25 protein-coding genes are annotated in these 22,704 nt (G+C 59.0%); 11 read left to right on the top strand and 14 right to left on the bottom strand.

The genetic code is table 11. The features are described from left to right. Positions 1–73: 73 nt before the first annotated feature. A complete protein-coding gene (locus tag CKW17_RS09300) occupies positions 74–802 on the bottom strand; it encodes a carbonic anhydrase (RefSeq protein WP_007911720.1) in 729 nt (242 codons plus the stop codon). A gap of 473 nt (positions 803–1,275) precedes the next feature. Between CKW17_RS09300 and CKW17_RS09295 the strand changes: the two genes are divergently transcribed. Then, a complete protein-coding gene (locus CKW17_RS09295; RefSeq protein ID WP_016983438.1) occupies positions 1,276–1,605 on the top strand; it encodes a hypothetical protein in 330 nt (109 codons plus the stop codon). Between the two features lie 102 nt (positions 1,606–1,707). Here CKW17_RS09295 and CKW17_RS09290 read toward each other — a convergent pair whose 3' ends face one another. From CKW17_RS09290 to CKW17_RS09275, 4 genes are all read right to left on the bottom strand, one after another. Continuing rightward, positions 1,708–2,766, bottom strand: coding sequence for a PA0069 family radical SAM protein (locus CKW17_RS09290; protein WP_095119632.1), 1,059 nt, complete (start codon positions 2,764–2,766; stop codon positions 1,708–1,710). Between the two features lie 74 nt (positions 2,767–2,840). Beyond that, a complete protein-coding gene (locus CKW17_RS09285) occupies positions 2,841–4,142 on the bottom strand; it encodes a cytochrome c (RefSeq protein WP_095119631.1) in 1,302 nt (433 codons plus the stop codon). A gap of 12 nt (positions 4,143–4,154) precedes the next feature. Beyond that, positions 4,155–5,939 (bottom strand): GMC family oxidoreductase, encoded by a 1,785-nt coding sequence (locus tag CKW17_RS09280; protein WP_095119630.1) that lies wholly within the window; start codon positions 5,937–5,939, stop codon positions 4,155–4,157. Between the two features lie 2 nt (positions 5,940–5,941). Beyond that, on the bottom strand, positions 5,942–6,688 hold the full coding sequence (locus CKW17_RS09275) for a gluconate 2-dehydrogenase subunit 3 family protein (protein WP_095119629.1): 747 nt from the start codon (positions 6,686–6,688) through the stop codon (positions 5,942–5,944). Between the two features lie 302 nt (positions 6,689–6,990). Here CKW17_RS09275 and CKW17_RS09270 point away from each other — a divergent pair, with 302 nt between their 5' ends. Beyond that, positions 6,991–7,635: a dual specificity protein phosphatase family protein gene (locus CKW17_RS09270; RefSeq protein WP_095119628.1), complete on the top strand. Its 645-nt coding sequence runs from the start codon at positions 6,991–6,993 to the stop codon at positions 7,633–7,635. On the opposite strand, the gene CKW17_RS09265 is transcribed toward CKW17_RS09270, so the two are convergent. From CKW17_RS09265 to prlC, 3 genes are all read right to left on the bottom strand, one after another. Beyond that, entirely contained in the window at positions 7,622–9,667 is a 2,046-nt protein-coding gene (locus tag CKW17_RS09265) for a M3 family metallopeptidase (protein ID WP_095119627.1), read from the bottom strand. The two genes, CKW17_RS09270 and CKW17_RS09265, sit on opposite strands and share 14 nt — an antisense overlap. Before the next feature lie 111 nt (positions 9,668–9,778). Further along, positions 9,779–10,069: a YheV family putative zinc ribbon protein gene (locus CKW17_RS09260; RefSeq protein WP_016983445.1), complete on the bottom strand. Its 291-nt coding sequence runs from the start codon at positions 10,067–10,069 to the stop codon at positions 9,779–9,781. Next, positions 10,066–12,117 (bottom strand): oligopeptidase A, encoded by a 2,052-nt coding sequence (gene prlC / locus CKW17_RS09255; RefSeq protein ID WP_095119626.1) that lies wholly within the window; start codon positions 12,115–12,117, stop codon positions 10,066–10,068. Before prlC ends, CKW17_RS09260 begins: the two co-directional genes overlap by 4 nt. A gap of 88 nt (positions 12,118–12,205) precedes the next feature. Here prlC and CKW17_RS09250 point away from each other — a divergent pair, with 88 nt between their 5' ends. Next, positions 12,206–12,751 carry a gamma carbonic anhydrase family protein gene (locus CKW17_RS09250; protein WP_095119625.1) on the top strand — a complete coding sequence of 182 codons (546 nt, stop codon included), beginning with the start codon at positions 12,206–12,208 and terminating at the stop codon, positions 12,749–12,751. Between the two features lie 29 nt (positions 12,752–12,780). Continuing rightward, positions 12,781–13,431, top strand: a complete 651-nt coding sequence (locus CKW17_RS09245) for an HAD family hydrolase (protein WP_095119624.1) — start codon at positions 12,781–12,783, stop codon at positions 13,429–13,431. 93 nt (positions 13,432–13,524) lie between these two features. Here the strand turns inward: CKW17_RS09245 and CKW17_RS09240 are convergent, their stop codons facing one another. Continuing rightward, positions 13,525–14,607 carry an aminopeptidase gene (locus CKW17_RS09240; protein WP_095119623.1) on the bottom strand — a complete coding sequence of 361 codons (1,083 nt, stop codon included), beginning with the start codon at positions 14,605–14,607 and terminating at the stop codon, positions 13,525–13,527. A gap of 59 nt (positions 14,608–14,666) precedes the next feature. On the opposite strand from CKW17_RS09240, the gene CKW17_RS09235 reads away from it, so the two are divergent. Further along, the gene (locus tag CKW17_RS09235; protein ID WP_095119622.1) at positions 14,667–15,089 is read left to right on the top strand and encodes a hypothetical protein; all 423 of its coding nucleotides are present in this window, start codon (positions 14,667–14,669) and stop codon (positions 15,087–15,089) included. 40 nt (positions 15,090–15,129) lie between these two features. Further along, entirely contained in the window at positions 15,130–15,549 is a 420-nt protein-coding gene (locus CKW17_RS09230; protein ID WP_095119621.1) for a hypothetical protein, read from the top strand. Between the two features lie 6 nt (positions 15,550–15,555). Here CKW17_RS09230 and CKW17_RS09225 read toward each other — a convergent pair whose 3' ends face one another. Both CKW17_RS09225 and CKW17_RS09220 read right to left on the bottom strand, forming a co-directional pair. After that, positions 15,556–15,789 carry a DUF1161 domain-containing protein gene (locus CKW17_RS09225; RefSeq protein ID WP_095119620.1) on the bottom strand — a complete coding sequence of 78 codons (234 nt, stop codon included), beginning with the start codon at positions 15,787–15,789 and terminating at the stop codon, positions 15,556–15,558. A gap of 259 nt (positions 15,790–16,048) precedes the next feature. Next, the gene (locus CKW17_RS09220) at positions 16,049–16,480 is read right to left on the bottom strand and encodes an OsmC family protein (RefSeq protein WP_095119619.1); all 432 of its coding nucleotides are present in this window, start codon (positions 16,478–16,480) and stop codon (positions 16,049–16,051) included. Between the two features lie 241 nt (positions 16,481–16,721). On the opposite strand from CKW17_RS09220, the gene CKW17_RS09215 reads away from it, so the two are divergent. Next, positions 16,722–17,723, top strand: a complete 1,002-nt coding sequence (locus CKW17_RS09215; RefSeq protein WP_034152274.1) for an LLM class flavin-dependent oxidoreductase — start codon at positions 16,722–16,724, stop codon at positions 17,721–17,723. A gap of 246 nt (positions 17,724–17,969) precedes the next feature. Here the strand turns inward: CKW17_RS09215 and CKW17_RS09210 are convergent, their stop codons facing one another. Both CKW17_RS09210 and CKW17_RS09205 read right to left on the bottom strand, forming a co-directional pair. Further along, entirely contained in the window at positions 17,970–18,194 is a 225-nt protein-coding gene (locus CKW17_RS09210) for a DUF1161 domain-containing protein (RefSeq protein WP_095119618.1), read from the bottom strand. Between the two features lie 127 nt (positions 18,195–18,321). Next, a complete protein-coding gene (locus CKW17_RS09205; RefSeq protein ID WP_016985551.1) occupies positions 18,322–18,537 on the bottom strand; it encodes a dodecin in 216 nt (71 codons plus the stop codon). Between the two features lie 157 nt (positions 18,538–18,694). Between CKW17_RS09205 and CKW17_RS09200 the strand changes: the two genes are divergently transcribed. Next, positions 18,695–19,021: a YqjD family protein gene (locus CKW17_RS09200; RefSeq protein ID WP_007911686.1), complete on the top strand. Its 327-nt coding sequence runs from the start codon at positions 18,695–18,697 to the stop codon at positions 19,019–19,021. Here the strand turns inward: CKW17_RS09200 and CKW17_RS09195 are convergent. Then, the gene (locus tag CKW17_RS09195; RefSeq protein ID WP_095119617.1) at positions 18,994–19,911 is read right to left on the bottom strand and encodes a LysR family transcriptional regulator; all 918 of its coding nucleotides are present in this window, start codon (positions 19,909–19,911) and stop codon (positions 18,994–18,996) included. The genes CKW17_RS09200 and CKW17_RS09195 overlap by 28 nt on opposite strands. A gap of 114 nt (positions 19,912–20,025) precedes the next feature. On the opposite strand from CKW17_RS09195, the gene trpB reads away from it, so the two are divergent. From trpB to CKW17_RS09180, 3 genes are all read left to right on the top strand, one after another. After that, the gene (gene trpB, locus CKW17_RS09190) at positions 20,026–21,273 is read left to right on the top strand and encodes a tryptophan synthase subunit beta (protein WP_095119616.1); all 1,248 of its coding nucleotides are present in this window, start codon (positions 20,026–20,028) and stop codon (positions 21,271–21,273) included. Then, positions 21,273–22,085, top strand: a complete 813-nt coding sequence (trpA, locus tag CKW17_RS09185; protein ID WP_095119615.1) for a tryptophan synthase subunit alpha — start codon at positions 21,273–21,275, stop codon at positions 22,083–22,085. Before trpB ends, trpA begins: the two co-directional genes overlap by 1 nt. Positions 22,086–22,207: 122 nt before the next feature. After that, positions 22,208–22,663: an anti-virulence regulator CigR family protein gene (locus CKW17_RS09180; RefSeq protein ID WP_095119614.1), complete on the top strand. Its 456-nt coding sequence runs from the start codon at positions 22,208–22,210 to the stop codon at positions 22,661–22,663. Positions 22,664–22,704: the final 41 nt, after the last annotated feature.

The following is a 22,704-nucleotide window of genomic DNA, read 5'->3' as shown; positions in this document are numbered from 1 at the left end:
TTTCTTCAGGCATGGCTTCGCCGAACCGCTGAAACAGCGGCCGGCGTCAAACCACACAGATGTTTAGGAAGATTTAGAAGCGCGCTTTGGGCGTCGCCACCGGAATCGGATGGCTACCGTCGAGCGGCAGGAAACGGCCCTGATCCGCGTCGTAAGCTTTGATTTCGCTGGTTTCGATGTCGTAGACCCAGCCATGGATGAACAAATGACCGTTCGCCATGCGCGAGGCTACCGAAGGATGGGTACGCAAGTGCTGCAATTGGGCGATGACGTTTTCCTCGGTGAGGATCGGCATGCTTTCTTTTTCGTCGGCGCAGTTACAGTTTTCATGCACCATGGTTTTCGCGACTTCAGCGTGGCGCAGCCAGGCTTTGACCGTCGGCATTTTTTCCAGGCTGTCCGGATTGAGCACTGCACGCATGGCGCCGCAATCGGAGTGGCCGCAGATAATGATGTGCTGCACGCCGAGCGCCAGTACCGCGTATTCGATCGCGGTGGAAACGCCGCCGTTCATCTGCCCGTAAGGCGGCACGACGTTGCCGACGTTACGGGTCACGAACAGATCGCCGGGTGAGCTGTGGGTAATCAGCTCGGGGACGATGCGCGAGTCGGCGCAGGTGATGAACATCGCCTTGGGCGCCTGGGCCGTGGCGAGTTTCTTGAAGAGTTCTTCCTGCTGTGGGAAGACCTCATGATGAAAATGCAAAAAGCCGTCTACGATCTGGCGCAGCGCTGCATCGGCGGATTCCGCTTCAGGGGTTTGCGCCGACGCAGCCAACGGCTGTTTATCCTTGTCACTCATGATTCATCCTCTTTGGCGGATTAGGGGAGTCATTCCCATGTATTCCGGTATGAAGCCAGTGGCTGTTTAAAACATCCGGGTCATCCCGACCCGTCAGTCACTCGATGAACAAGGTAGCCGCCGAAACTTAACTCAAACTGAATCAGACGCTCTAGAACGTGTGTTCCAGGTCACAAAAAACGTGACTGGGTGTTTTCCGCGGAAGGATTCCAACCCCTCAACCATAGGCCAATTGTCGCTAAATCAAAGACATCTGGCGACCCGGCGGACAGAAGGCGGATCAACAATCCCTGCGTGCGCGTGCGTATGCCCGTTCCGTCCGGTGCAGGTATGGTCCGATCTGTTCAAGAGGTCAGGCAACAAGACTCCTTGCGATACATATTTTACGAAACAGATGTCCGATGGTTTTTTAGCAATCGGCTCGTAATATGAGGGCTGCCATGATGGCAAATCAGATAAAAATGGAGTTTTAAATGACAAGTATTGCGCGTGGAAAAAGTATTCGAGGCATCTTCCTCGATCGCACAGTGATTGAGGGTTTACACGCTAACGGTTCAAGATCTGACATTTTGATTACGATGCAATTGGCGACCAAACAAGAGCATCGCGACCCGCTCACTAATGAAGTGACGGAGACGCTGGTAGATTCCAGGATAGTAGGGGCCATCTCGCGCAATCGCGGTAGAACGTTTAACGTTGCACCTGTCGCAAGCGACATCGACGGCGACGGCGATATTGATTCTCAAGACACAGCGAAACTGGCAGCCCTGGCCAAGGCGTATAACAGTATTATCAAGCCCTGAGTCAGCGCCGAGGTCAGCGTGAACTTTCATGTTGGCCTCGGCTTTGAAGTTTCATTCCTTCCTTTCGATTGGTGCGTTGACTCAGCGCTTAGCCAGTTGCTCTTAGATCAATGCCATCTGGCGACCCGGCGGACAGAAGGCCGTGCAATCGAGGTTGTAGCCTTCGCGATGATTCATGCCAAGACGCTTTATGGCTTTGGCAAATCGCTGCGCGAGCAGGTCGGAGAATACCCCTTCACCACGCATCCGCGCACCGAAACGGCTGTCGTAGAGCTCGCCGCCACGGCTCTGGCGGATCAGGCTCAGCACATGCGCGGCACGTTGCGGATAGTGCGCTGCCAGCCATTCTTCAAACAGTGGCGCCACTTCCAGCGGCAGACGCAACATCATGTAGGCAGCGCTTTGCGCACCGGCGGCGTGGGCTTCGGTGAGCAGGTTTTCGATTTCGCTGTCGTTGATCATCGGGATCATCGGCGAACACAGCACGCCCACCGGAATGCCGGCCTCGCGCATCACCCGAATGGCTCGCAACCGCGCTTTGGGCGCGGCGGCACGCGGTTCCAGGATGCGTTTGAGCTCGTCATCCAGCGTGGTCAGGCTGATCATCACGGCTACCAGCCGTTGCTCTGCCAACCGAGTGAGCAGGTCGAGGTCGCGCAGGATCAGCGAACCCTTGGTGACGATGGTCACGGGATGTCGATAACGCAGCAGCACTTCGAGGGTCTGGCGGGTGATTTTGTGTTCGCGCTCGATCGGCTGATATGGATCGGTGTTGGAACCCAGATTGATCGGCGCGCATTGATAGCCTTTTTTCCCGAGCTGTTCTTCCAGCACTTGGGCGGCGTTGGTCTTGGCGATCAGTTTCGTTTCGAAATCCAGCCCCGGTGACATGTCCCAATAGGCGTGGCTGGGCCGCGCATAACAATAGATGCAGCCGTGTTCGCAGCCTCGATAGGGGTTGATCGAACGGTCGAAAGGCAGATCCGGTGAAGTGTTGCGGGTAATGATGGTTTTGGCGGTTTCGATCATCACTTCAGTACCTTGCGTCAGCGGCACTTCCTGAAACCAGCCGTCATCCTCGGCTACCGAACGGTTCGGTGCGAAGCGGTTGTGCGGGTTGGTCGCGGTGCCGCGACCGCGAGGTGGCAATGGAGTAGACATGAAAACGCCCCGATACTGTATATGCACACAGTATCGGGGCGTTGCGCGTCTGGCTAGTGCCGTCGGGCGACTGGTCAGTTGTGTTGCGTCACCTGACCGAGGTCATCGCTGGAGGTGTGTTTCATATCTTCCTTGCGCAGTTCGGCGACATCGGCGGTACTCACTGGCGTGCCTTTGTTGCCCCAACTGCCGCGGATGAAACTCACCACATCCGCCACTTCCTGATCCGACAGGCGCCAGGCGAAACCCGGCATGGTGAAGGTCGAAGGCGCAGTGTGCGTCGCTGGCAGCGTACCGCCCTTGAGCACGATATGGATCAGCGAAGTCGGATCGTCCGATTGCAGCACCGGATTGCCCGCCAGCGCCGGGAACACGCGGGTGTAGCCGTGGCCGTCGGTGCGATGGCACGCCGCGCAGTTGTCGATGTACACGGCCGCTCCGCGCTGGCTGTCGTCACCATTCCACAGGGCTTTGGCGGCTTTCTCATCGTACTGATGCGGTTGATCGTTCGGATCAGTGGCCGGCAGCGATTTGAGGTAGCGGGCAATCGCTGTCAGGTCGGCATCGGTCATGTATTGCATGCTGTGGGTGACCACATCGCTCATCCCGCCGAACACCGCGCTGCGGTCGCTGCGCCCGGTCTTGAGGAATTGCACCAGTTGCTCCTCGCTCCAACTGCCGAGGCCATCCTTGTGATCGCCGCGCAGGCTTTTGGCGATCCAGCCTTCCAACGGCGCGCTGCCTGCGAGAAAGTTACTGCCATCGGCCGCGCTCAAGGATTTTTCCTGCATGGTCAGCGCGCGCGGTGTGTGACAGGCACCGCAATGGCCCAGGCCTTCGACCAGATAGGCGCCACGGTTGATGACGGCGTCGTCACCGGTCGCCTTGTAGTCCTCGACCTTCGGCGCAAACATCCAGCGCCAGCCCATCAGCGGCCAGCGCATGCTCAACGGCCACGGGATGTCGCTGGCCTTGTTCTCCTGCGCGACCGGTGCGACGCCGTGCATGAAGTACGCGTACAGCGCTTGCATGTCGGTTTCGCTGACACGGGCATAGGACGGATACGGCATCGCCGGGTACAAGGTACTACCGTTTTTGGCGACGCCATGGCGCACGGCCTGATCGAAGTCTTCGAAGCTGTATTCACCGACGCCGGTTTTATCCGGGGTGATGTTGGTCGAGTAGATCGTGCCGATCGGCGTTTCCATCGGCAGACCACCGGCGAACGGTTTGCCGTTCTTGGCGGTGTGGCACGCCACGCAGTCACCGGCGCGGGCAAGGTATTCGCCTTGTTTGATCAAAGCTTGATCAACGTCGGCCGCATGGATCGAGGCACTGCCGAGCAGCGCCAAAGTCGCGATAACGAGATTTTTCATGGTCGTCGCTCCTTAAGCCTGAACCAGCGGGCCGGGGTTTTTCAGGTACTGCTCGCGGATCGCCTTCGCCGACCAATAGGTCAGTGCGGCAACCAGTCCGGTCGGGTTGTAGCCAAGACCCTGCGGGAACGCCGAGGCGCCCGGAACGAAGACGTTGTGCACGTCCCAACTCTGCAGGTAGCGGTTCAGCGCACTCTTCTTCGGATCGGTGCCCATGATCGCGCCACCGTTAAGGTGGGTGGTCTGGTAAGACGCGGTGTTGAAGTGGTCACCGACTTTCTTGCCGATCACCGCAATCGCTTTCGGCCCCATCGCTTCAGCGACCTTGCCCATTTTCTCGACCATGAAGCGGTTCATCTTGATGTCGTTTTCCTGCCAGTCGAAGGTCATCCGCAGCAGTGGCAAGCCGTAGGCATCGCGGTACACCGGATCGAGATCGAGGTAGTTGCCCCGGTAGGACTGATGCGCGCCGTGGGCGTCCATCGACACCTGATGGGTGTAGTAATCGGCGGTCGCGCGTTTCCAGTCACGGCCCCAGGCCGGCGTGCCCGGCGGGTTCGAGGTGCCGGCAATCGGCCGGCTGCCGGCCTGGTTGACCCACATCGGCGAGCCGCCGACGAAGCCGTGCGGGCCGTGGTCGAAATTGTCGGCGTTGAAATCGTCCAGCGCCACGCCGTTACCGCCGGCGCCGATGAAGTTGTTGGTGTGGGTGTCCTTGTCGAAGAACGCCTTGATGGTCGCCATGTTCTGGTAGGCAAAGTTACGCCCGACCACGCCTTCGCCGCTGATCGGGTCGTATGGCTTGCCGATGCCGGACAGCAGCATCAGACGCACGTTGTGCAACTGGAAGGCGCCGAGGATCACCAGATCCGCCGGTTGCTCGATCTCGCGACCCTGGCCGTCGATGTAGGTCACGCCGGTGGCTTTGGATTTCGTGCTGTCGAGGTTGACGCGCAGTACGTGCGAGTTAGGCCGCAGCTCGAAATTCGGCAGCGGTTTGAGCGCCGGCAGAATGTTCACGTTCGGCGAAGCCTTGGAGTACATGTAGCAAACATAACCGCTGCAGAAACCGCAGAAGTTGCACGGACCCATTTGCGCGCCGTAGGGATTGGTGTACGGCCCTGAAGTATTCGCGGATGGCAGGTTGTAGGGTTTGTAACCGACTTCTGTCGCCGCTTTGCCGAACAGCTGTGCGGACACCGTGTTCTTCTGCGCCTCCAGCGGGAACGGGTTGGAGCGGTCCGGCGCGTATGGGTTGCCACCCTTGCCTTGGCCGACCAGTTGGCCCTTCACCGTCCAGGCCTGGCCCGAGGTGCCGAAGACTTTTTCGGCGAAATCGAAGAACGGCTCCAGTTCTTCATAGCTGACGCCGAAGTCCTGGATGGTCATGTCCTTGGGGATAAAGCTTTTGCCGTAGCGCTCTTCGTAGTGGCTGCGCATGCGCAACTCGATCGGATCGACCCGGAAGTGCACACCCGACCAGTGCAGGCCGGCACCGCCGACGCCATTGCCCGGCAGGAACGCGCCCAACTGGCGGTTCGGCAGGGCGATGTCGTTGACGCTGTGACGTATGGTGACGGTCTCTTTGGAGATGTCCTGAAAGAGTTTTTTGCGCACGCTGTAGGTGAGTTCGTCGATCACCTGCGGATAGTTGCCGTCGGGGTAGGTGTCCTGCATCGGCCCGCGCTCCAGCGCCAGCACGTTGAGACCCGCTTCGGTCAATTCCTTGGCCATGATCGCGCCGGTCCAGCCAAAACCGACGATGACTGCGTCAACCTTCTTCATTACCGTTGCCATGCTTACGCCCTCTCGCCGCGAATCGAAACTGCCGGGAAGGGGTATTGCTCGTTACGTTCCACCCAATCCATGAAATCGGCGCGGGCGCCGGGGAAGCCGATCATGGTCCAGCCGACCATGCCTTTGTTGCCGCCGTGGATCGGGTCGCAGAAGAACCCTTCCTTGGTGTTTTGCAGCAGCAGATTGAAGAAAATCTTTGCCGGAACCGCGTCGAATTGCGGCTTGCCTGCTTCAAGTTGCTTGAGCAAATCGTCTCGGGTAGCGCTGTCTTGCTCAGCAAATACTTTACCGTTGAGGGATTTTGCCCACTGATCCGTGGCGGCGATGCCGAGGCGATAGATCTCTTTGGGTACCAGTTTGCTCTGCCAGCCCATCTCGGGAGCGGCGTCAGTATTGAACGGGCCCTGCATGTACCAAAGGGCACCGGCGGCGTACGGCGTGTTCATCTGGCGGTCGATGTATTCCGGTACACCGGCTTCGAGCGCACCCGGGCCTTGGGCATCGTTGGGGATCAACTGCGCGACGGCGGCATTGATGAACGCCCATTCCTCAGCGGTGAAATAGCTCGGTTGGTAAGCGCTGGCATCAGTGCGCACCGATTGCGGCGCGGGCGCAGCAGGTGCGGTTTCAGGTGCCGCTTGCAGGACGCTGCTGCCCAGACCGGTACCGGCCAAAGTGACCACCGGAATCAGGGTCAGGGATTTGCGCAAAAACTCACGCCGCGGGTTGTCTCGATCTTCATCAGACATGGGGTGCACCTCATCAGGCATTAGGAGACAGCCGCTTCTGCGAGCGGCTTGAGGAATTTTCGTCGAGACGGATCCGGTCTGACCCGGAGAAAGGGGACGCGTCTGCAACATGATGTGACAAATGGTAGCAGGCTAAGCTTCCGGATAAACCGATTCAGCGGAAAAAACACCGGTTTTCTTTACGGCAGTGCTGGAAAGCGTGCGGATTCACGTTTCTTTGACAGGCGCCTCACAGGGCTTTGACCGCCCGACGCCGAAGCTGTGTTTCTCCTCATCATGAATCCCGACACGGTCACCCCAGCATGTCCCGAGTGCGTTTTTTCCCGGCTTTGTGTTTATCGTTTTTAGCGCTGTTGCCCTCGATAGCAGTCCAGGCGCAGACGGCATCGACGGTTCGCCCGACTGAGTGGGCGCAACCGGTCGAAGTGCAATACAACCTGTTCCAGATGTCGCCGACGCTCTATCGCAGCGCATTGCCGGATGACGGCGCGATGCCGTTGCTGAAAAATCTCAAGGTCGCCACGGTGATCAACTTTCTACCGGAAGCAGACAGCAACTGGTTGTCCGACTCCGGCATCAATCAAGTGCAGTTGCCCTATCGCACCAGTCACGTTGACGACGCCGATGTACTCAAGACCCTGCGTGCGATTCAGACTGCAGAGGCCAGCGGCCCGGTGCTGATGCATTGCAAGCACGGTTCTGACCGCACCGGGTTGATGGCGGCGATGTATCGCGTTGTGGTGCAGGGCTGGAGCAAAGAAGACGCCTTGAGCGAGATGACCCAGGGCGGCTTTGGTGAAAGCGGGCATTTTCGCGAGAGCGTGCGCTACATGATGCAGGCCGATGTCGACAAGCTGCGCACCGCGCTGGCTAATGGCGATTGCAGCACCAGCGCGTTCGCGACCTGCTCGATGAAGAGCTGGTTTCAGACGGTCAATCTGAAGTAACCGCAGGTGTCGCCGCTGCAAACAGTTGTGCATTGACCGGCTCGCCAAGAAACGCATGTGCCGAGTTCAGCAATGAGCGGGAATCGCCGGGCGAGAAGAACGCCTCGCGAAAATCCCGTCCCGTCTGGGGGGCGAACAGGCCTTCGCGTTGAAACCGTTTGAACACTTCGCTAGCCAGTACGCCTGACCATTTGTAGGCATAGACTGATGCCTCATAGCCGGTCGCCAGGTAGTCAAATCCATAGGCGAAGCGGTAATAGCCCGACATTTGCAGGTGCGGGTTCTCGCGTTGCACGTCCTCGAATATTTGCTCGATGCTGCGACCATCGCCATGGCTGCGATGTAACTGCAGATCAAATGATGCTGACATCAACAGCATGGCAGTTGTCCGGCTGGTGTGAGCACCAATGGCCGTCAGGGCTGTGTTGACTCGCGCCAACGTCAACCGCTCGCCGCTCTGATAATGAGCTCCCAGCCACACCAGAAACTCGGGTGACAGGCACCAGTGTTCGAACAGCTGCCCGGCGAACTCGGCCGTATCGCGGCCCAACTGGGATATCCCCGACAGGTTGCGATGGGGCGAGCGCGTCAGAACATGTTGCAAGCAGTGGCCGAACTCGTGGAACAGCACCCGCAGATTTTCGTGGGAGAGCAGGCAAGGATGCTCGTCTGTGGCGGCGGGAAAGTTGCTGTAAAGGCGGGCAATCGGCAGTGATGGGCGTCCTTCGGCATTGACCCGGCGGATGCGCAAGGCGCTGGTGAACGCGTAATCGGCAGCATCGTCGCGGTGATAAGGGTCGATGTAGATATGCCCGATCACTTGCCCGTGTTCGCGCACCTCCAATAGCCGAATGCTTTCATGCCAGTGCTCGGCAGACGTCTGTTCGATGATATCGACACCGAACATCCGCTCGCTGAACTGACAGAGCCGGCGCAACGTACCCTCGAGCGGAAAATACTGACGCAGGCCCTTGAGTGCACCGTTCAATTGTTGGAGGCGTAACTGCTCGGCGAGAAAGTCTTCATCCCATGGCTGTACTGGCGCAATCCCCTGTGTCAGCGCGAATGCGTTCAGAGCCTGGGCGTCGCGCAGCAAGGCTGGCGTGTTCAACGCGGCTTGCTGGCGGACAAAGGTGCCGACTTGCTCAGGCGAGGTGGCCATGCGGTTTTCAAGGCGAAACTGGACGAAATTCTCGTACCCCAGCAATCTGGCTTTCTCGTGACGCAAGGCGACCAGCAACGTCAGCACCGGATCATTGTCGGCTTTGTCCGGCTGCCGGCCGCGATCGGATGCCCGGGTGAACCACGCAGTGAAATACTCTTCCCGCAGTGCCCTGTTTTGCCCATGAGTCATGATCTGCCGATAAGTGTTCTGATCCAGCGTGAGTCGCCAGCCGTCGTGTCCTGCCTCTTTGGCATTGAGCGCCAGGCGCGCCTTCACCGCAGCAGACAAACCGTCGAGCTGCGTGACGTCGTCGATGCGTTTGTGCCATGCGGCGCTGGCCTGCTCCAGATTGCTCAGGAACAGTTGTTCCAGACGCCGGATATCGCGGTTCAGGCGGGCAAGTTTTTGCTGTTGCGCAGTTGGCAGCTCAATCCCGGACAAGCGGAACTTGCGCAGAATCTTCGCCAGCGAGGCTTGGCGCTGACCATCGAAACTTGCTGCGATCGAGCTGTTGGCTAGCCGTTGGTAAGTACGATACAACGCCAGATTGGCGGCCTTTTCGGCCCTGTATCGGTCCGCGGTGAGGCTGCACAAGGCGCTTTCCCTGAGCCAATCGACGTCGTCGACTTTGACCGTCGAGAGTATCTCGATGATGCCCATGGCTTCATCCAGACGAGCATCGGCCTCATCGACGGCCACCACCAGATCGTCCCAGCCCGGATGCTCGGTCTGGCTGGCGATTACTTGGGCAATGATCCGGCGGTTATCGGCAACGATCACGTTGATTGCCGGCCCCAGATGCTCGGCGCGTATCGCCGACCACGGTGGCAGGGTCCAGTGTTGTAACAGCGGATTGGTGTCAGGCATGGCGTCTTCCTTGAGGCGTGGCTGAAAGTGCCAGCCTAGGGAGAAAACGCAGGGGAAGGGCGGTACATAGTTACCACCCTCCACCAGCAAGTGGTGGAAGGTGGCAGTGGCTCAGTGTTGCTCGTCAGGCTTTTTTTTCAATTTCGGATTGGGGAAGAACTGCACCGCCTGGACGGTCTTGTCCGCCGTCGGCTTGAGCGCGCTGGTGTTGACTCGCGTGCCCAACTCCTTGGGAACCGACAGGCCTTGTTCGTTCAGCGTATCCGAATAACCGCAGGCCACACATTCACGGTGCGGCACGCTGTCCTCGTTCCACATCATCAACTTGTCCGGCTCGCTGCATGCCGGGCACACAGCCCCGGCGATAAAGCGTTTCTTGGTAATCACAGGCCCCTCACTCATGCTGCCGCGTCCTCACTCAGGCCGCTGTGGCGCAACAGTGCGTCAATCGATGGCTCACGGCCACGGAAGTCGACGAACAGCACCATCGGCGCCTGCGAACCGCCGCGCGCCAGAATCGCTTCGCGGAAGGCACGACCGGTTTCAGCGTTGAGCACGCCGTCTTCTTCGAACTTCGAGAAGGCATCGGCCGACAGCACTTCTGCCCACTTGTAGCTGTAGTAACCCGCCGCATAACCGCCGGCGAAGATGTGCGCGAAGCTGTTGGGGAAGCGGTTGTAGGCCGGTGGACGCATCACCGACACCTCGTCACGCACGCCCTCGAGCACTTGCAGCGGACTGCGGCCGTCACCGTGGGTGGCGTGCAGTTCGAAGTCGAACAGCGAGAACTCGAGCTGACGGACCATCATCAGGCCGGACTGGAAATTCTTCGCCGCGAGCATTTTTTCCAGCAGGTCCTGCGGCAGCGGCTCGCCGCTTTCGTAGTGACCGGAAATCAGCGCGAGACCTTCCGGCTCCCAGCACCAGTTTTCCATGAACTGGCTCGGCAGCTCGACTGCGTCCCACGCCACGCCGTTGATCCCGGAAACACCAGCGTGATCCACGCGAGTCAGCAGGTGATGCAGGCCATGGCCGAATTCGTGGAACAGCGTGGTCACTTCATCGTGGGTCAGCAGCGCAGGCTTGCCGCTGTCGGCCGGGGTGAAGTTGCACACCAGATTGGCCACCGGGCTTTGCAGCACGCCGTCGACGGTACGACGACGGTCGCGCGCGCCGTCCATCCACGCACCGCCTCGCTTGTTGGCGCGGGCATAGAGGTCGAAGAAGAAGCGGCCGACGTGCTGACCGTTTTCCTTGATTTCGAACAGGCGCACGTCCGGGTGCCAGGTGTCGAAGCCTTTCTGCTCGGCGATTTCGATGCCGTACAGGCGCTGCACGATGGCGAACAGACCGCCCAGCACTTTGTCGATCGGGAAGTAGGCGCGCAGGGTTTCCTGGGCGACGCTGTAGCGTTGTTCACGCAGCTTTTCGCCGTAGAAACCACTGTCCCAGCTTTGCAGATCGGCGCAGCCCTGTTCGGCGGCGTAGGCGCGCAACTGTTGCAGATCCTGCGCGGCGAACGGTTTGCTGCGCTTGGCCAGATCGCGCAGGAAGCTCAGTACCTGATCGCTGGACTCGGCCATTTTCGTGGCCAGGCTCAGTTCGGAGAAGCTGGCAAAACCCAGCAACTTGGCCAGTTCCTGGCGCAGGTCGAGGATCTCCTCCATCACCGGGCCGTTGTCGTTCTGACCGGCGTTCGGGCCTTGATCCGAAGCGCGGGTGCAGTAGGCGGCGTAGACTTCTTCACGCAGCGCACGATCTTGCGCGTAGGTCATCACCGCGTAGTAACTAGGGAATTCCAGGGTGATCAGCCAGCCGTCGAGGCCTTTGGCCTGTGCGGCGGCAGCCATTTGCGCCTTGGCCGAATCGGTCAGGCCGGCGAGGGCGGCCTCTTCGGTGACATGCTTGGTCCACGCCTGAGTGGCGTCGAGCAGTTGATTGGAAAAGCGGCTGCCCAGCTCGGACAGTTTGCTTTGCACTTCGGCGTAGCGCTTCTGTTCGGCTTCCGGCAGGTCGATACCCGACAGACGGAAGTCACGCAGGGCGTGTTCCAGAATAGTCTTTTGCGCCACGTCGAAAGTGGCGGCTTCCGGGCTGTTGGCCAGCGCTTCATAAGCCTGGAACAGTTCGCGGTTCTGGCCCATCTCGGTGGAGTAGGCGCTCAGGGCTGGCAGGCACGACTCGTAGGCTTCACGCAGCTCGGCACTGTTGCACACGGCGTTGAGGTGGCTGACCGGGCTCCAGGCAGCGCCGAGGCGATCGTTAAGTTCGTCCATCGCCAGAACCAGGCCGGCCCAGGTCGGGTTCTGGCCTTGGCTCTTGAGGATGTCGGCGATGGCGGCGCGGTTGTCGGCCAGGATCGTTTCGATGGCGGGCAAGACGTGTTCGGCACGGATCGTGGAGAACGGTGGCAGGTCGTAGGACTGCAGCAGAGGGTTGTTCACGCTCACGGTTGGCACCTTGGCTGGGGAAACATTGCCCCATCTTAATTACAATCGGCATTCACCGCAGCTATCGGCGACAGAGAGAGAAATTATCGTGTCCGTTCGCAAGTACCAGAATCACACCCCTAGCCTGAGCAAAGGCGCGTTTGTCGACGCCTCGGCGGTGGTAATCGGCGACGTCGAAATCGGTGAAGACAGCTCCGTCTGGCCGCTGACCGTGATCCGTGGCGACATGCACCGCATCCGCATCGGTGCGCGCACTAGCGTCCAGGACGGCTGCGTATTGCACATCACCCACGCCGGCCCGTTCAACCCGGACGGCTTCCCGCTGCTGATCGGCGACGACGTGACCATCGCCCACAAAGTCATGCTGCATGGTTGCACCGTCGGTAGCCGCGTATTGATCGGCATGGGCAGCATCGTCATGGACGGCGCAGTGGTTGAAGACGACGTGATCATCGGCGCCGGCAGCCTGGTGCCGCCGGGCAAGCGTCTGCAAAGTGGCTTCCTTTATGTGGGTAGCCCGGTGAAACAGGTGCGTGCGTTGAGCGACAAGGAAAGAGCTTTCTTCACTTACAGCGCCGCCAACTACGTGAAGCTCAAGGATCTGCACTTGGCCGAAGGCTACGACACACTCTGAATCGTATTTGCGACTGCCCAGGAATTCTCATGCATTACCAAACCATACTGTTCGACCTTGATGGCACCCTGACCGACCCGCGTGAGGGCATCACCCGTTCCATCCAGTTCGCCCTCGCCAAGCTCGGTATCGATGAGCCTGATCTGACCAAACTCGAGCACTTCATCGGCCCGCCGTTGTTGCAGGCATTTATGCAGTTCTATGAGTTTGACGAGGCCAAGGCGTGGCAGGCGGTGAATTTCTATCGTGAGCGCTTCAAGGTCACTGGTCTGTATGAGAACCGCGTGTTTGATGGTGTCACGCCTTTACTGGAAACCCTCAGCGGGCAGGGGCGGCAGCTGTATATCGCCACTTCGAAGCCGTGGGAATTTGCCCGCGAGATTGCCCGGCACTTCGACTTCGCCCGGCACTTCAAGGTGATTTACGGCAGCGAGCTGGATGGCACGCGAACCAACAAGGTTGAGCTGATTGCGCACTTGATGGCTGAAGAACGGCTGGACCCGGCGAATACGCTGATGATCGGCGATCGTAAGCATGACCTGATCGGTGCGCGCAGTAATGGGCTGGATGCGGCGGCGGTCGGTTATGGCTTTGGCAGTTTTGAAGAGTTGAGCGCCGAGGCACCGGCTTATCACTTTGAAACGCTGGACGAGTTGCATCAGGCCTTTTTGCAGCGCTGATTAGATTGCAATCGCGAGCAGGCTCACTCCTACATTTGGAACGCATTCCCCTGTAGGAGTGAGCCTGCTCGCGATGACTTACTCCCAATCAACTCAACCGTTTGGATCTGCCAACATTTTCAAAGCCGCCTTACGCTCAGCCCCCGGCAACCGACCCAACCGCTCCACCTCCGCATAAAACCTCAGCCAATCCCCCCCAACCTGCCTGAACAACGCCGCAAACGCCGGCACCCACTGGTCATACAGCCCAAACGGCAATAACCGCGCATTGTTCAACGGCGCATTCACCCAAGCGTCATAACGCTTGTCCCCGGCCCACTGACTGTCCCTCATCAGCCGATAATCGCGGCGAAACTGCTCGAACTCGGCCGCTTTGCGTTCGCGCATCTGATCGATTGGCAACGGCTGCGCATACAGTTTCTCCAAGCGTGAACGCACACCCAGCACCAACTCGATAAACTGATCCCGCTGCTGCAACCGCGATTCGGTATCCGCCGGCAACCCGCGAAACGCCCGCCACTGCCGCGTGCCTTCCTGTTCGACGAACGTGGCGAAGGACTCGTTGAACTCGGTGTCGTCCTTCACATAGAAGCGCTGATGCGCCAGTTCATGAAAGATCAGCGTGGCCAGGCGCTCATCGCCCCAGCCCATCATCGAGTTAAGGATCGGATCGTTGAACCAGCCCAGCGTCGAGTAAGCCTCAACGCCGCCGATCGACACGTCCATGCCTTGCAAGCGCTGAATCGCCGCTTCACCGCGCGCAGCGCTCTGGCTGTAGTAACCGCGATAGGCCACGCAACCGGCAATCGGGAAGCAATGGTTCTGTGGCGTCAGGGAAAACTCCTGAGTGGCGAACACATTCCACACCACATACGGTCGATGGATGTCGGCGTACAGGCGATAGCTTTGGTTATCCGGCAAGTGCAGATGCTCGCTGGCAAAGGCGCGGGCCTTCTGCGATTGAGCCAAGTGCGCGCGCAGTGTCGCGTCGCGGTTCGGGTCGTTGATCACCTTTTCCACAGGCTCGCGCGCCTGCAGCAATTGCAACTGACCGCTGGCCAACTGAGCGTAATAGCTGACGCTGGCGCAACCGTTGAGCAACAAAAACAACACACCCGGAAACAAAACCCGAAAAACGCGATCAAGTAACCCAAGGCTTGGAAACGGCCTGATCAAAATAAGAAATCCCCCGGAGAGTCTGCTCGCAAGACTATCCCGCCTTAAGGAGCACTGCTATGCGCATGTTGATGCTGTCAGGAAGCCTGCTGACGCTGGCCGGTTGTGCCGGATTCGGAATGCCCGACCCTGATCCCTCGCAAGCCTGGATCGACCTTGATGCCCGGCAACAGGACACGGCGCTGCAAGCGCTGCAGGTTGATACTCAGGCGACCGCCGACAAACGCTATTTTGAAGTACAGCCCGGCAGCCATGAATTGAAAGTGCGTTATCAATTTCCGGTGGAGGCGACCAATATCGGTCCCGACGCTGAGCCGCTGTGGCGCGATTGCCAGTTGAGTGTGAAATTCAAGGATTTCAATGCCGGTCAGCGATACCAGTTACAGGCCGGCAGTATCGGCTTTCGACCATGGGCCAAGCTTTATGACGAGCAGCGCAAAGTGGTAGGTCAGGGCACACCGGCAGGCTGTCAGCGCACCTGATCGGCGCTATGCTGAGTATTCGGATCCGTGGATATTGATCATGCGCCAGTTGCTGTTGTTGCTCGTTGCCAGTTTTGTGGCTGGTTGTCAGACACCGTTGCCCCCGGTCGATCCGCAGATGGCCTGGGTCGATTTTTCGACGCCGACACCCGGCGGTAAAGTGCTGATGGCCGAGCGTCTCGACAAACAACGACTGAATGACGGGCGCTACTTTCAGGTCACCCCCGGCAGCCACGAATTACGCGTGCGGTTCGATTTCGAAGTGTTTGGTGGTGGCGGCAGCTTGATGAACGGCCCGGTGGAGCGGCTGTGCTACCTGTACATCCGCTATGACCATTTCGAGGCCGGGCAGCGTTATGTGCTGGAGGGGCGTTCGCTGGGGTTCACTCCGAGTGCCCGGCTCTACAATGCCAAGCGCGAAGTCGTTGCCGAGGATTACGACTACGACTGCATTATCTGAGGCGACTTAGCGATCGTTCTTTTGATAGATAATCTTCTTTGTGCCGTTTTCACACGAGCCAACGACCATATTCTGGTCATGGACCTCGTCGTTGGTGACAACTTCCAGTGTGTACGATGTCACGCCCTGAGCCTGGATCTTGGCCTCGATTTCGGCTTTGAGTTCTTCGCAGGGTTTCGGTGCTGCGAACGCTGAGCCTGTCAGCGCGAGACCGATAACTGCCAAAGCAAAACGTTTCATGAGTGAAGCTCCCTGAGGCAGCGCGCACGGGCGTGCGCTGAAGCTGCTGTCATTGATTCGACCATACTTTTACAGCGAGGGTTCTGACTTCGCTCACAAGTTGTGCTGAAGGTTTCAAACCTTGGTTGATCTGCAGATGGCTATCGCGAGCAGGCTCACTCCTACAGGGGATCTTCGTCGCTCACAATAATTGTGTCCGCTGGAGATCAACTGTAGGAGTGAGCCTGCTCGCGATAGCGTCAGACCGGTCAGCGTCGAACTAGCTGACCAGCGAAGCGTCTAGCGTAATCTTCGCATTAAGTACCTTGGACACCGGGCACCCTTCCTTGGCCTTGTTGCTCAGCTCTTCGAACTGCGCCTGCGTCGCCCCCGGGATTTTCGCCTTGAGAATCAGCTTCACCGCGGTGATCGCGAAGCCGCCGTCAACCTGATCGAGGGTCACTTCCGCATTGGTATCAATGCTGTCGGCCTTCAGGCCCGCATCGCCCAGAATCATCGAAAACGCCATGGAAAAACAACCGGCATGCGCCGCGCCGATCAGTTCTTCCGGGTTGGTGCCCTTGCCGCCTTCGAAGCGCGCCTTGAAACCGTAAGGTGCTTCTCTGAGGACCCCGGTTTCGGTGGAGATCGAGCCAATGCCGGTTTTCAGATCGCCTGCCCAATGTGCGGATGCTTTCTTCACGATAGCCATGTCTTCCTCCTCGTCTCTGGCGCGGAAACGCCGCGTCGTCGTGGTTTTTGCTTGCAAGGCTTCTGAGGATAGACGCCGGAACAAAGTTCAGCCCGGCTGAATCGTTGACTTTTTTAGTAGGAAATTTCATCGCTGCTATTGAAACTCGGGTATATGCCCTCATTGCACAAAACACGCTTATGGATTTGGCAGGTTTTCGTTCGTGAGAAAAACCTGCCTCCTCACTCGGAGACGCAGGTTTATGAAGCAACTGTCCGACGTAAAATTTTCCACCCTCGATCTGGTGCCGGTGCGCGAGAACGGTAGCCCGGCGCAGTCGCTGCGCAACTCACTGGATCTGGCTCAGCATGTCGAGAAATTCGGCTACACGCGGTTCTGGGTAGCGGAACACCACAACATGGACGGCATCGCCAGTTCCGCCACGTCTGTTTTGCTCGGTTATCTGGCAGGTGGTACATCGACCATTCGCGTCGGCTCCGGCGGCGTGATGCTACCCAACCATGCGCCGCTGGTGATTGCCGAGCAGTTCGGCACGCTGGAAAGCCTATATCCGGGTCGGATCGACCTCGGCCTGGGCCGCGCACCCGGTTCCGATCAGATGACGGCTCGGGCGTTGCGCCGTGAACGCTCCGGCAGCGCCGATGATTTCCCCGAAGATGTCGCCGAACTGGTGCGCTACCTCGGCCCGCGTACCCCGGATCAGCGCGTGATTGCCATGCCGGGCACCGGCACCAACGTGCCGATCTGGTTGCTGGGTTCCAGCCTGTTCAGTGCGCAACTGGCCGGTGAGCGCGGTTTGCCCTACGCCTTTGCCTCGCATTTCGCCCCGCGCTTCATGCATGAAGCGATCCGCGTTTATCGCAATCACTTCAAGCCGTCGGCGGTGCTCGACAAGCCGTACGTGATGCTCGGTGTGCCGCTGGTGGCGGCAGATACCGATGAACAAGCCGATTACCTGGCGACTTCGGTGTACCAGCGCATTCTTGCTTTGATGCGTGGGCAGAGTCTGGTGCAGCGTCCGCCGGTGAAAACCATGGACGGCCTGTGGCTACCGCATGAGCGTGAGGCGGTGGGCGATTTCCTCGGTCTGGCGATGGTCGGCAGCCCGCAGAAGATTCGCGCCAAGCTGGAAGTGCTGGTTGAGCAGACGCAGGCGGATGAGCTGATTTTTACCAGTGATCTGTATGAGCATGCTGATCGTGTGCATTCGTACGAATTGTTGGCGCAGGTCATGAAGGGCTGAAAGGCGCCCTCACCCTAACCCTCTCCCGGAGGGAGAGGGGACTGACCGGGTTGAATGTTCGAGGTACGCCGACCTGAAAAATCCAGTCGTACTCAGGTTCTGATACAACCCACGATCTGCCCCTCTCCCCCTCGCCCCCTTGGGGGAGAGGGCTGGGGTGAGGGGGATCAATCTCAAACACACCACAAATCTTTCAGACACAAAAAAGCCGACGCCTTCACGTCGGCTTTTGCATTTCAGTCACGATCAACCGCGCTTGTAGACGATTTCCTTGGCGCCGCCTTCGCAGGTGCCGACGACTTTGCCGTCAGACGCTGCACCCTTATCAACAATCTCCAGCGAATACCCGGAAACGCCCTTGGCATCCAGCTTCGCCGCAATCTCGCTTTTCAGCTCTTCACATGGCTTGCCGGCAGCAAACGCACCACCCGCAAGGCTCAACAAACCTACTGCCAACATGAACTTCTTCATCGGTCGCACTCCCTGGTCGGATTGAAAGAGGCGGGCATCGAGCGTTCACTCGATGCACTCACCCTGTAGCGCTTTGCCATTCCTATGGCACTCGGCCAGCGCGCAAGTTCAGAAGACTAGACCAAACTCAGCTGCTGGCAATCTTGAAGCCGACTTTCAATGTCACCTGAAAGTGCGCTGCCTTGCCGTCCTTGATATGGCCACGGGTCTCGGTCACTTCAAACCATTCCAGGTTGCGAATGGTCTTGTTTGCTTCAGCAATTGCGTTGTTGATGGCGTCTTCGATGCTGCTGGTCGACGAACCGACCAGCTCGACTTTCTTGTACGTGTGATGGTCACTCATGGCGATCTCCTTGGCGTGTGGAATTGAGACTAGCAGTGAATCTGCACTGTTGATTTCGGTGGCTTTGCGCGGGCGAAGTTCAGATTTTCTGCACTTTCTCAAACCGCTGAAGTCCCAACCAACACACGCCACTCATCACCAATGCAGGAGAGCCACCATGGCCAACACCTCTTTACGTAAAGCCTCGTTGCAAAGCATGGAAGCCGAGATCGAGAGTCTGCTCAAATCGTTGGAAAGCTTGAAGGACGACGCTTCGGACGAGTCGCGCAAGACCCTCAAGGCGCTGAAAAGCAATGCCGAAAGCGCGCTGAAACATTCGCGTCACCTGCTCAGCGATGCCTATGAAGAAGTCAAAGTGAAAACCCGCGAAACCGGGATCGCCACCCGTGATTACGCCCAGGAGCATCCGTGGACGACGGCCGGTGTTGCAGTCGGTGCGATCGGTCTGCTCGCGGCTTACTTGCTGTTCAAGCGCGGCGAGTGATCGCTCTGGCGCAGCTCGTTCTTGAGCCATTGCGCCAGTTGCCGGGCGCGCCCGTCTGCGGCGCGCTTGGGTAGCCACAACGCCAGTTGCGCCGGGGTTTCACAGAAACCCCATGGCGCAACCAGGCGACCAGCCTTCAAGTCTTCCGTCACCAGCGGCTCCGGCGCGATGGCCACGCCCAGACCTGCGACGGCTGCTTCCAGCAAATAATACAAATGCTCGAAACCTTGTCCCAATTTCAACGCTTTTGCGTCGAGTGCGTTTTGCTGCGCCCAGCTTGGCCAGGCTTGTGGACGGGAAGTAGTGTGCAGCAGCGGTTCATCAAGCAATTCTGAGGCTGGCGCGCTTTGCAGGCGTTGGTAACCGTTGAACAATGGGCTCATGACCGGGCCGATGCGTTCTGCGGCCAGTTCATAGACCTGCATGTCCGCAGGCCATGGTGGCTCGGTGAAGAGCAGCAAGGCATCCAGTCCCGGACGTCGTGGATCGAGATCGCCTTCACCCGCCGACAGGTGCAGCCGCAAATCCGGCAGATCGGCATTCAATCGCCCCAAACGCGGAATAAACCAGCGCGCTAACAGACTTCCGGAGCAACCCAAGACGAACGGTGCATCGGCGGTACTCTGCGTAAGCTCGGCGCAAACACTGCGCAAGCGGTCAAACGCCTCGCCACTTGCATCGCGTAACCGCATGCCGGCATCTGTGAGTTTCAAGCCGCGTCCATCCTTGACGAACAGACTGACGCCCAGGTGTTCTTCCAGCACCTTGAGCTGCCGACTGACCGCGCCATGGGTGACGTGAAGCTGTTCGGCGGCCTGGCTGACGCTGTTCAATCGGGCCGTGGCTTCGAACGCGCGCAAGGCGTTCAGCGGAGGAAGGTCGTGGCTCATGATATCTGTGAGTTTTCCTGACAGGTTGTGGCGATCTTATCGGTTTTCAGTCTGGAAGGTCAGGGGTAGAGTGGTCGTCATTGTCTTTTGACCCGAATTCACCTGGAGCGACTCATGACCCAGACTTCGAACACCTCTGATCTGCGTAGCGGCCCGGACGATAACGGCCTGTTCGGCTCGTTCGGTGGCCGCTACGTGGCGGAAACCCTGATGCCGTTGATCCTCGATCTGGCCCGCGAATACGAAGCGGCCAAGGAAGATCCGGCATTCAAAGAGGAATTGGCCTACTTCCAGCGTGACTACGTCGGACGTCCGAGCCCGCTGTATTTCGCTGAACGTCTGACCGAGTTCTGCGGCGGCGCGAAAATTTATCTCAAGCGCGAAGAGCTCAACCACACCGGCGCGCACAAGATCAACAACTGCATCGGCCAGATCCTGCTGGCGCGGCGCATGGGCAAAAAACGCATCATCGCCGAGACCGGTGCCGGCATGCACGGCGTGGCCACCGCCACCGTGGCCGCACGTTTCGGCCTGGATTGCGTGATCTACATGGGCACCACTGACATCGAACGTCAGCAAGCCAACGTCTTCCGCATGAAGCTGCTGGGCGCTGAAGTGATTCCAGTGGTTGCCGGCACCGGCACTCTGAAAGACGCGATGAACGAAGCCCTGCGTGACTGGGTGACCAACGTCGACAACACCTTCTACCTGATCGGCACCGTGGCCGGCCCGCACCCTTACCCAGCAATGGTTCGCGACTTCCAGGCCGTAATCGGCAAGGAAACCCGCGATCAGTTGCAGGCTCAAGAAGGCCGTCTGCCGGACAGCCTGGTGGCGTGCATCGGTGGCGGTTCCAACGCGATGGGCCTGTTCCACCCGTTCCTCGACGACAAAAGCGTTGAAATCATCGGTGTTGAAGCCGCCGGTTACGGCATCGAAACCGGCAAGCACGCGGCGAGCCTCAATGGCGGCGTTCCGGGCGTGTTGCACGGCAATCGTACTTTCTTGCTGCAGGACGACGATGGCCAGATCATCGACGCCCACTCGATCTCCGCTGGCCTCGATTACCCCGGCATTGGTCCTGAGCACGCGTGGTTGCATGACATCGGCCGCGTTCAATACACCTCGGTGACCGACGACGAAGCCCTCGACGCGTTCCACAAATGCTGCCGCCTCGAAGGGATTATTCCTGCCCTGGAAAGCGCTCACGCTCTGGCCGAAGTGTTCAAACGCGCACCTAAGCTGCCGAAGGATCACCTGATGGTGGTCAACCTGTCGGGCCGTGGCGACAAAGACATGCAGACCGTCATGCACCATATGGAAAACTCTCAACAAGAGCCATCCAAGCAGGAGAAACACTGATGAGCCGCCTGCAAACCCGTTTTGCCGACCTCAAGGAACAGAACCGCGCCGCGCTGGTGACCTTTGTCACCGCCGGTGATCCGGACTACGACACCTCGCTGGCGATCCTCAAAGGTTTGCCGGGGGCGGGCGCCGACGTGATCGAGCTGGGCATGCCGTTTACCGACCCGATGGCCGACGGCCCGGCGATTCAACTGGCGAACATCCGCGCCTTGGGCGCCAAGCAGAACCTGGCGAAAACCCTGCAAATGGTTCGCGAATTCCGTGAAGGCAACAGCGATACGCCGCTGGTGCTGATGGGCTACTTCAACCCGATCCACATGTATGGCGTCGAGCGCTTCATCGCCGATGCGAAAGAGGCCGGCGTCGATGGTCTGATCGTGGTCGACATGCCGCCTGAGCACAACGCTGAGCTGTGCGATCCGGCGCAGGCTGCCGGTCTGGACTTTATCCGTCTGACCACGCCGACCACCGACGATGCACGCCTGCCGAAAGTGCTCAATGGCAGTTCCGGTTTCGTTTACTACGTGTCGGTCGCCGGTGTGACCGGTGCTGGCGCTGCAACGCTGGAACACGTTGAAGAGGCGGTGACCCGTCTGCGTCGGCATACCGATCTGCCGATCAGCATCGGTTTTGGTATCCGTACACCGGAGCAAGCGGCGGCCATTGCGCGTCTGGCCGACGGTGTTGTGGTGGGCTCGGCATTGATCGATCACATCGCCAATGCGACCACGCCTGCTCAAGCCGTCGACGGCGTGTTGGGCCTGTGCTCGGCACTGTCGGAAGGCGTGCGTAAGGCCCGTGTCAGCTGAAGGTAAAGTTCCTGATACAGAGGAATTAGCACCTCAAAGCACAGACTAATCCAGCAAGACCGAGGGCTTCAGAACATCGTTCTGAAGCCCTTTTTGCTGTTTGTGCTGTGAGGAAAGATTTGATGAAAATGCCGAAACGTCTGATGGCCGGACTGGGCGCGCTGATGATCAGCGCGACGCCGCTGCTGGCCAGCGCTGATCAGCGCGACGATCACGACCACGGCGGCCCGCAGCAGGGCCATTACGATAACCGTGGCGACAATCACGGTGATGAACACCGTGGTCCGCAAAATGATCATCGAGGTGGCCCGCCACCGCGCGACTTTGGTCCGGTGCGTCAGACCATTCGTGACAATCATGGCTACTTTGTACGCGGTGCACCGCTGCCGCCGGGGATTCATCTGGAGCGTGGCCGGCCGTTGCCGCATGGGTATTACGGTGAACGTCTGGACGGTCGCGCGTTGGGTCGTTTGCCGGTGTATCCGGGTTATGAATGGCGTCGGGCGGGGGGCGACATTGTGCTGATCGCGATGGGCACCGGGATCGTCTACGAAATTCTCGATGGCGTTTTGTATTGATCCGCAGGCAATAAAAAAGACCGCAGCCAATGGCTGCGGTC

The organism is Pseudomonas sp. Irchel s3f10 (assembly GCF_900187515.1).
In the GTDB taxonomy this organism is placed as follows: domain Bacteria; phylum Pseudomonadota; class Gammaproteobacteria; order Pseudomonadales; family Pseudomonadaceae; genus Aquipseudomonas; species Aquipseudomonas tensinigenes.
The sequence above is the reverse complement of the archived record's forward strand: the minus strand, read 5'-3'. Positions and strand labels throughout refer to the sequence as shown.

What these genes read in the sequence shown, in the direction of transcription:
- CKW17_RS09300 (WP_007911720.1), bottom strand. Translation starts at nt 802, where the DNA reads ATGAGTGACAAGGATAAACAGCCGTTGGCTGCGTCGGCGCAAACCCCT.
- CKW17_RS09295 (WP_016983438.1), top strand. Translation starts at nt 1,276, where the DNA reads ATGACAAGTATTGCGCGTGGAAAAAGTATTCGAGGCATCTTCCTCGAT.
- CKW17_RS09290 (WP_095119632.1), bottom strand. Translation starts at nt 2,766, where the DNA reads ATGTCTACTCCATTGCCACCTCGCGGTCGCGGCACCGCGACCAACCCG.
- CKW17_RS09285 (WP_095119631.1), bottom strand. Translation starts at nt 4,142, where the DNA reads ATGAAAAATCTCGTTATCGCGACTTTGGCGCTGCTCGGCAGTGCCTCG.
- CKW17_RS09280 (WP_095119630.1), bottom strand. Translation starts at nt 5,939, where the DNA reads ATGGCAACGGTAATGAAGAAGGTTGACGCAGTCATCGTCGGTTTTGGC.
- CKW17_RS09275 (WP_095119629.1), bottom strand. Translation starts at nt 6,688, where the DNA reads ATGTCTGATGAAGATCGAGACAACCCGCGGCGTGAGTTTTTGCGCAAA.
- CKW17_RS09270 (WP_095119628.1), top strand. Translation starts at nt 6,991, where the DNA reads ATGTCCCGAGTGCGTTTTTTCCCGGCTTTGTGTTTATCGTTTTTAGCG.
- CKW17_RS09265 (WP_095119627.1), bottom strand. Translation starts at nt 9,667, where the DNA reads ATGCCTGACACCAATCCGCTGTTACAACACTGGACCCTGCCACCGTGG.
- CKW17_RS09260 (WP_016983445.1), bottom strand. Translation starts at nt 10,069, where the DNA reads ATGAGTGAGGGGCCTGTGATTACCAAGAAACGCTTTATCGCCGGGGCT.
- CKW17_RS09245 (WP_095119624.1), top strand. Translation starts at nt 12,781, where the DNA reads ATGCATTACCAAACCATACTGTTCGACCTTGATGGCACCCTGACCGAC.
- CKW17_RS09235 (WP_095119622.1), top strand. Translation starts at nt 14,667, where the DNA reads ATGCGCATGTTGATGCTGTCAGGAAGCCTGCTGACGCTGGCCGGTTGT.
- CKW17_RS09230 (WP_095119621.1), top strand. Translation starts at nt 15,130, where the DNA reads ATGCGCCAGTTGCTGTTGTTGCTCGTTGCCAGTTTTGTGGCTGGTTGT.
- CKW17_RS09225 (WP_095119620.1), bottom strand. Translation starts at nt 15,789, where the DNA reads ATGAAACGTTTTGCTTTGGCAGTTATCGGTCTCGCGCTGACAGGCTCA.
- CKW17_RS09220 (WP_095119619.1), bottom strand. Translation starts at nt 16,480, where the DNA reads ATGGCTATCGTGAAGAAAGCATCCGCACATTGGGCAGGCGATCTGAAA.
- CKW17_RS09215 (WP_034152274.1), top strand. Translation starts at nt 16,722, where the DNA reads ATGAAGCAACTGTCCGACGTAAAATTTTCCACCCTCGATCTGGTGCCG.
- CKW17_RS09210 (WP_095119618.1), bottom strand. Translation starts at nt 18,194, where the DNA reads ATGAAGAAGTTCATGTTGGCAGTAGGTTTGTTGAGCCTTGCGGGTGGT.
- CKW17_RS09205 (WP_016985551.1), bottom strand. Translation starts at nt 18,537, where the DNA reads ATGAGTGACCATCACACGTACAAGAAAGTCGAGCTGGTCGGTTCGTCG.
- CKW17_RS09200 (WP_007911686.1), top strand. Translation starts at nt 18,695, where the DNA reads ATGGCCAACACCTCTTTACGTAAAGCCTCGTTGCAAAGCATGGAAGCC.
- CKW17_RS09195 (WP_095119617.1), bottom strand. Translation starts at nt 19,911, where the DNA reads ATGAGCCACGACCTTCCTCCGCTGAACGCCTTGCGCGCGTTCGAAGCC.
- trpB (WP_095119616.1), top strand. Translation starts at nt 20,026, where the DNA reads ATGACCCAGACTTCGAACACCTCTGATCTGCGTAGCGGCCCGGACGAT.
- trpA (WP_095119615.1), top strand. Translation starts at nt 21,273, where the DNA reads ATGAGCCGCCTGCAAACCCGTTTTGCCGACCTCAAGGAACAGAACCGC.
- CKW17_RS09180 (WP_095119614.1), top strand. Translation starts at nt 22,208, where the DNA reads ATGAAAATGCCGAAACGTCTGATGGCCGGACTGGGCGCGCTGATGATC.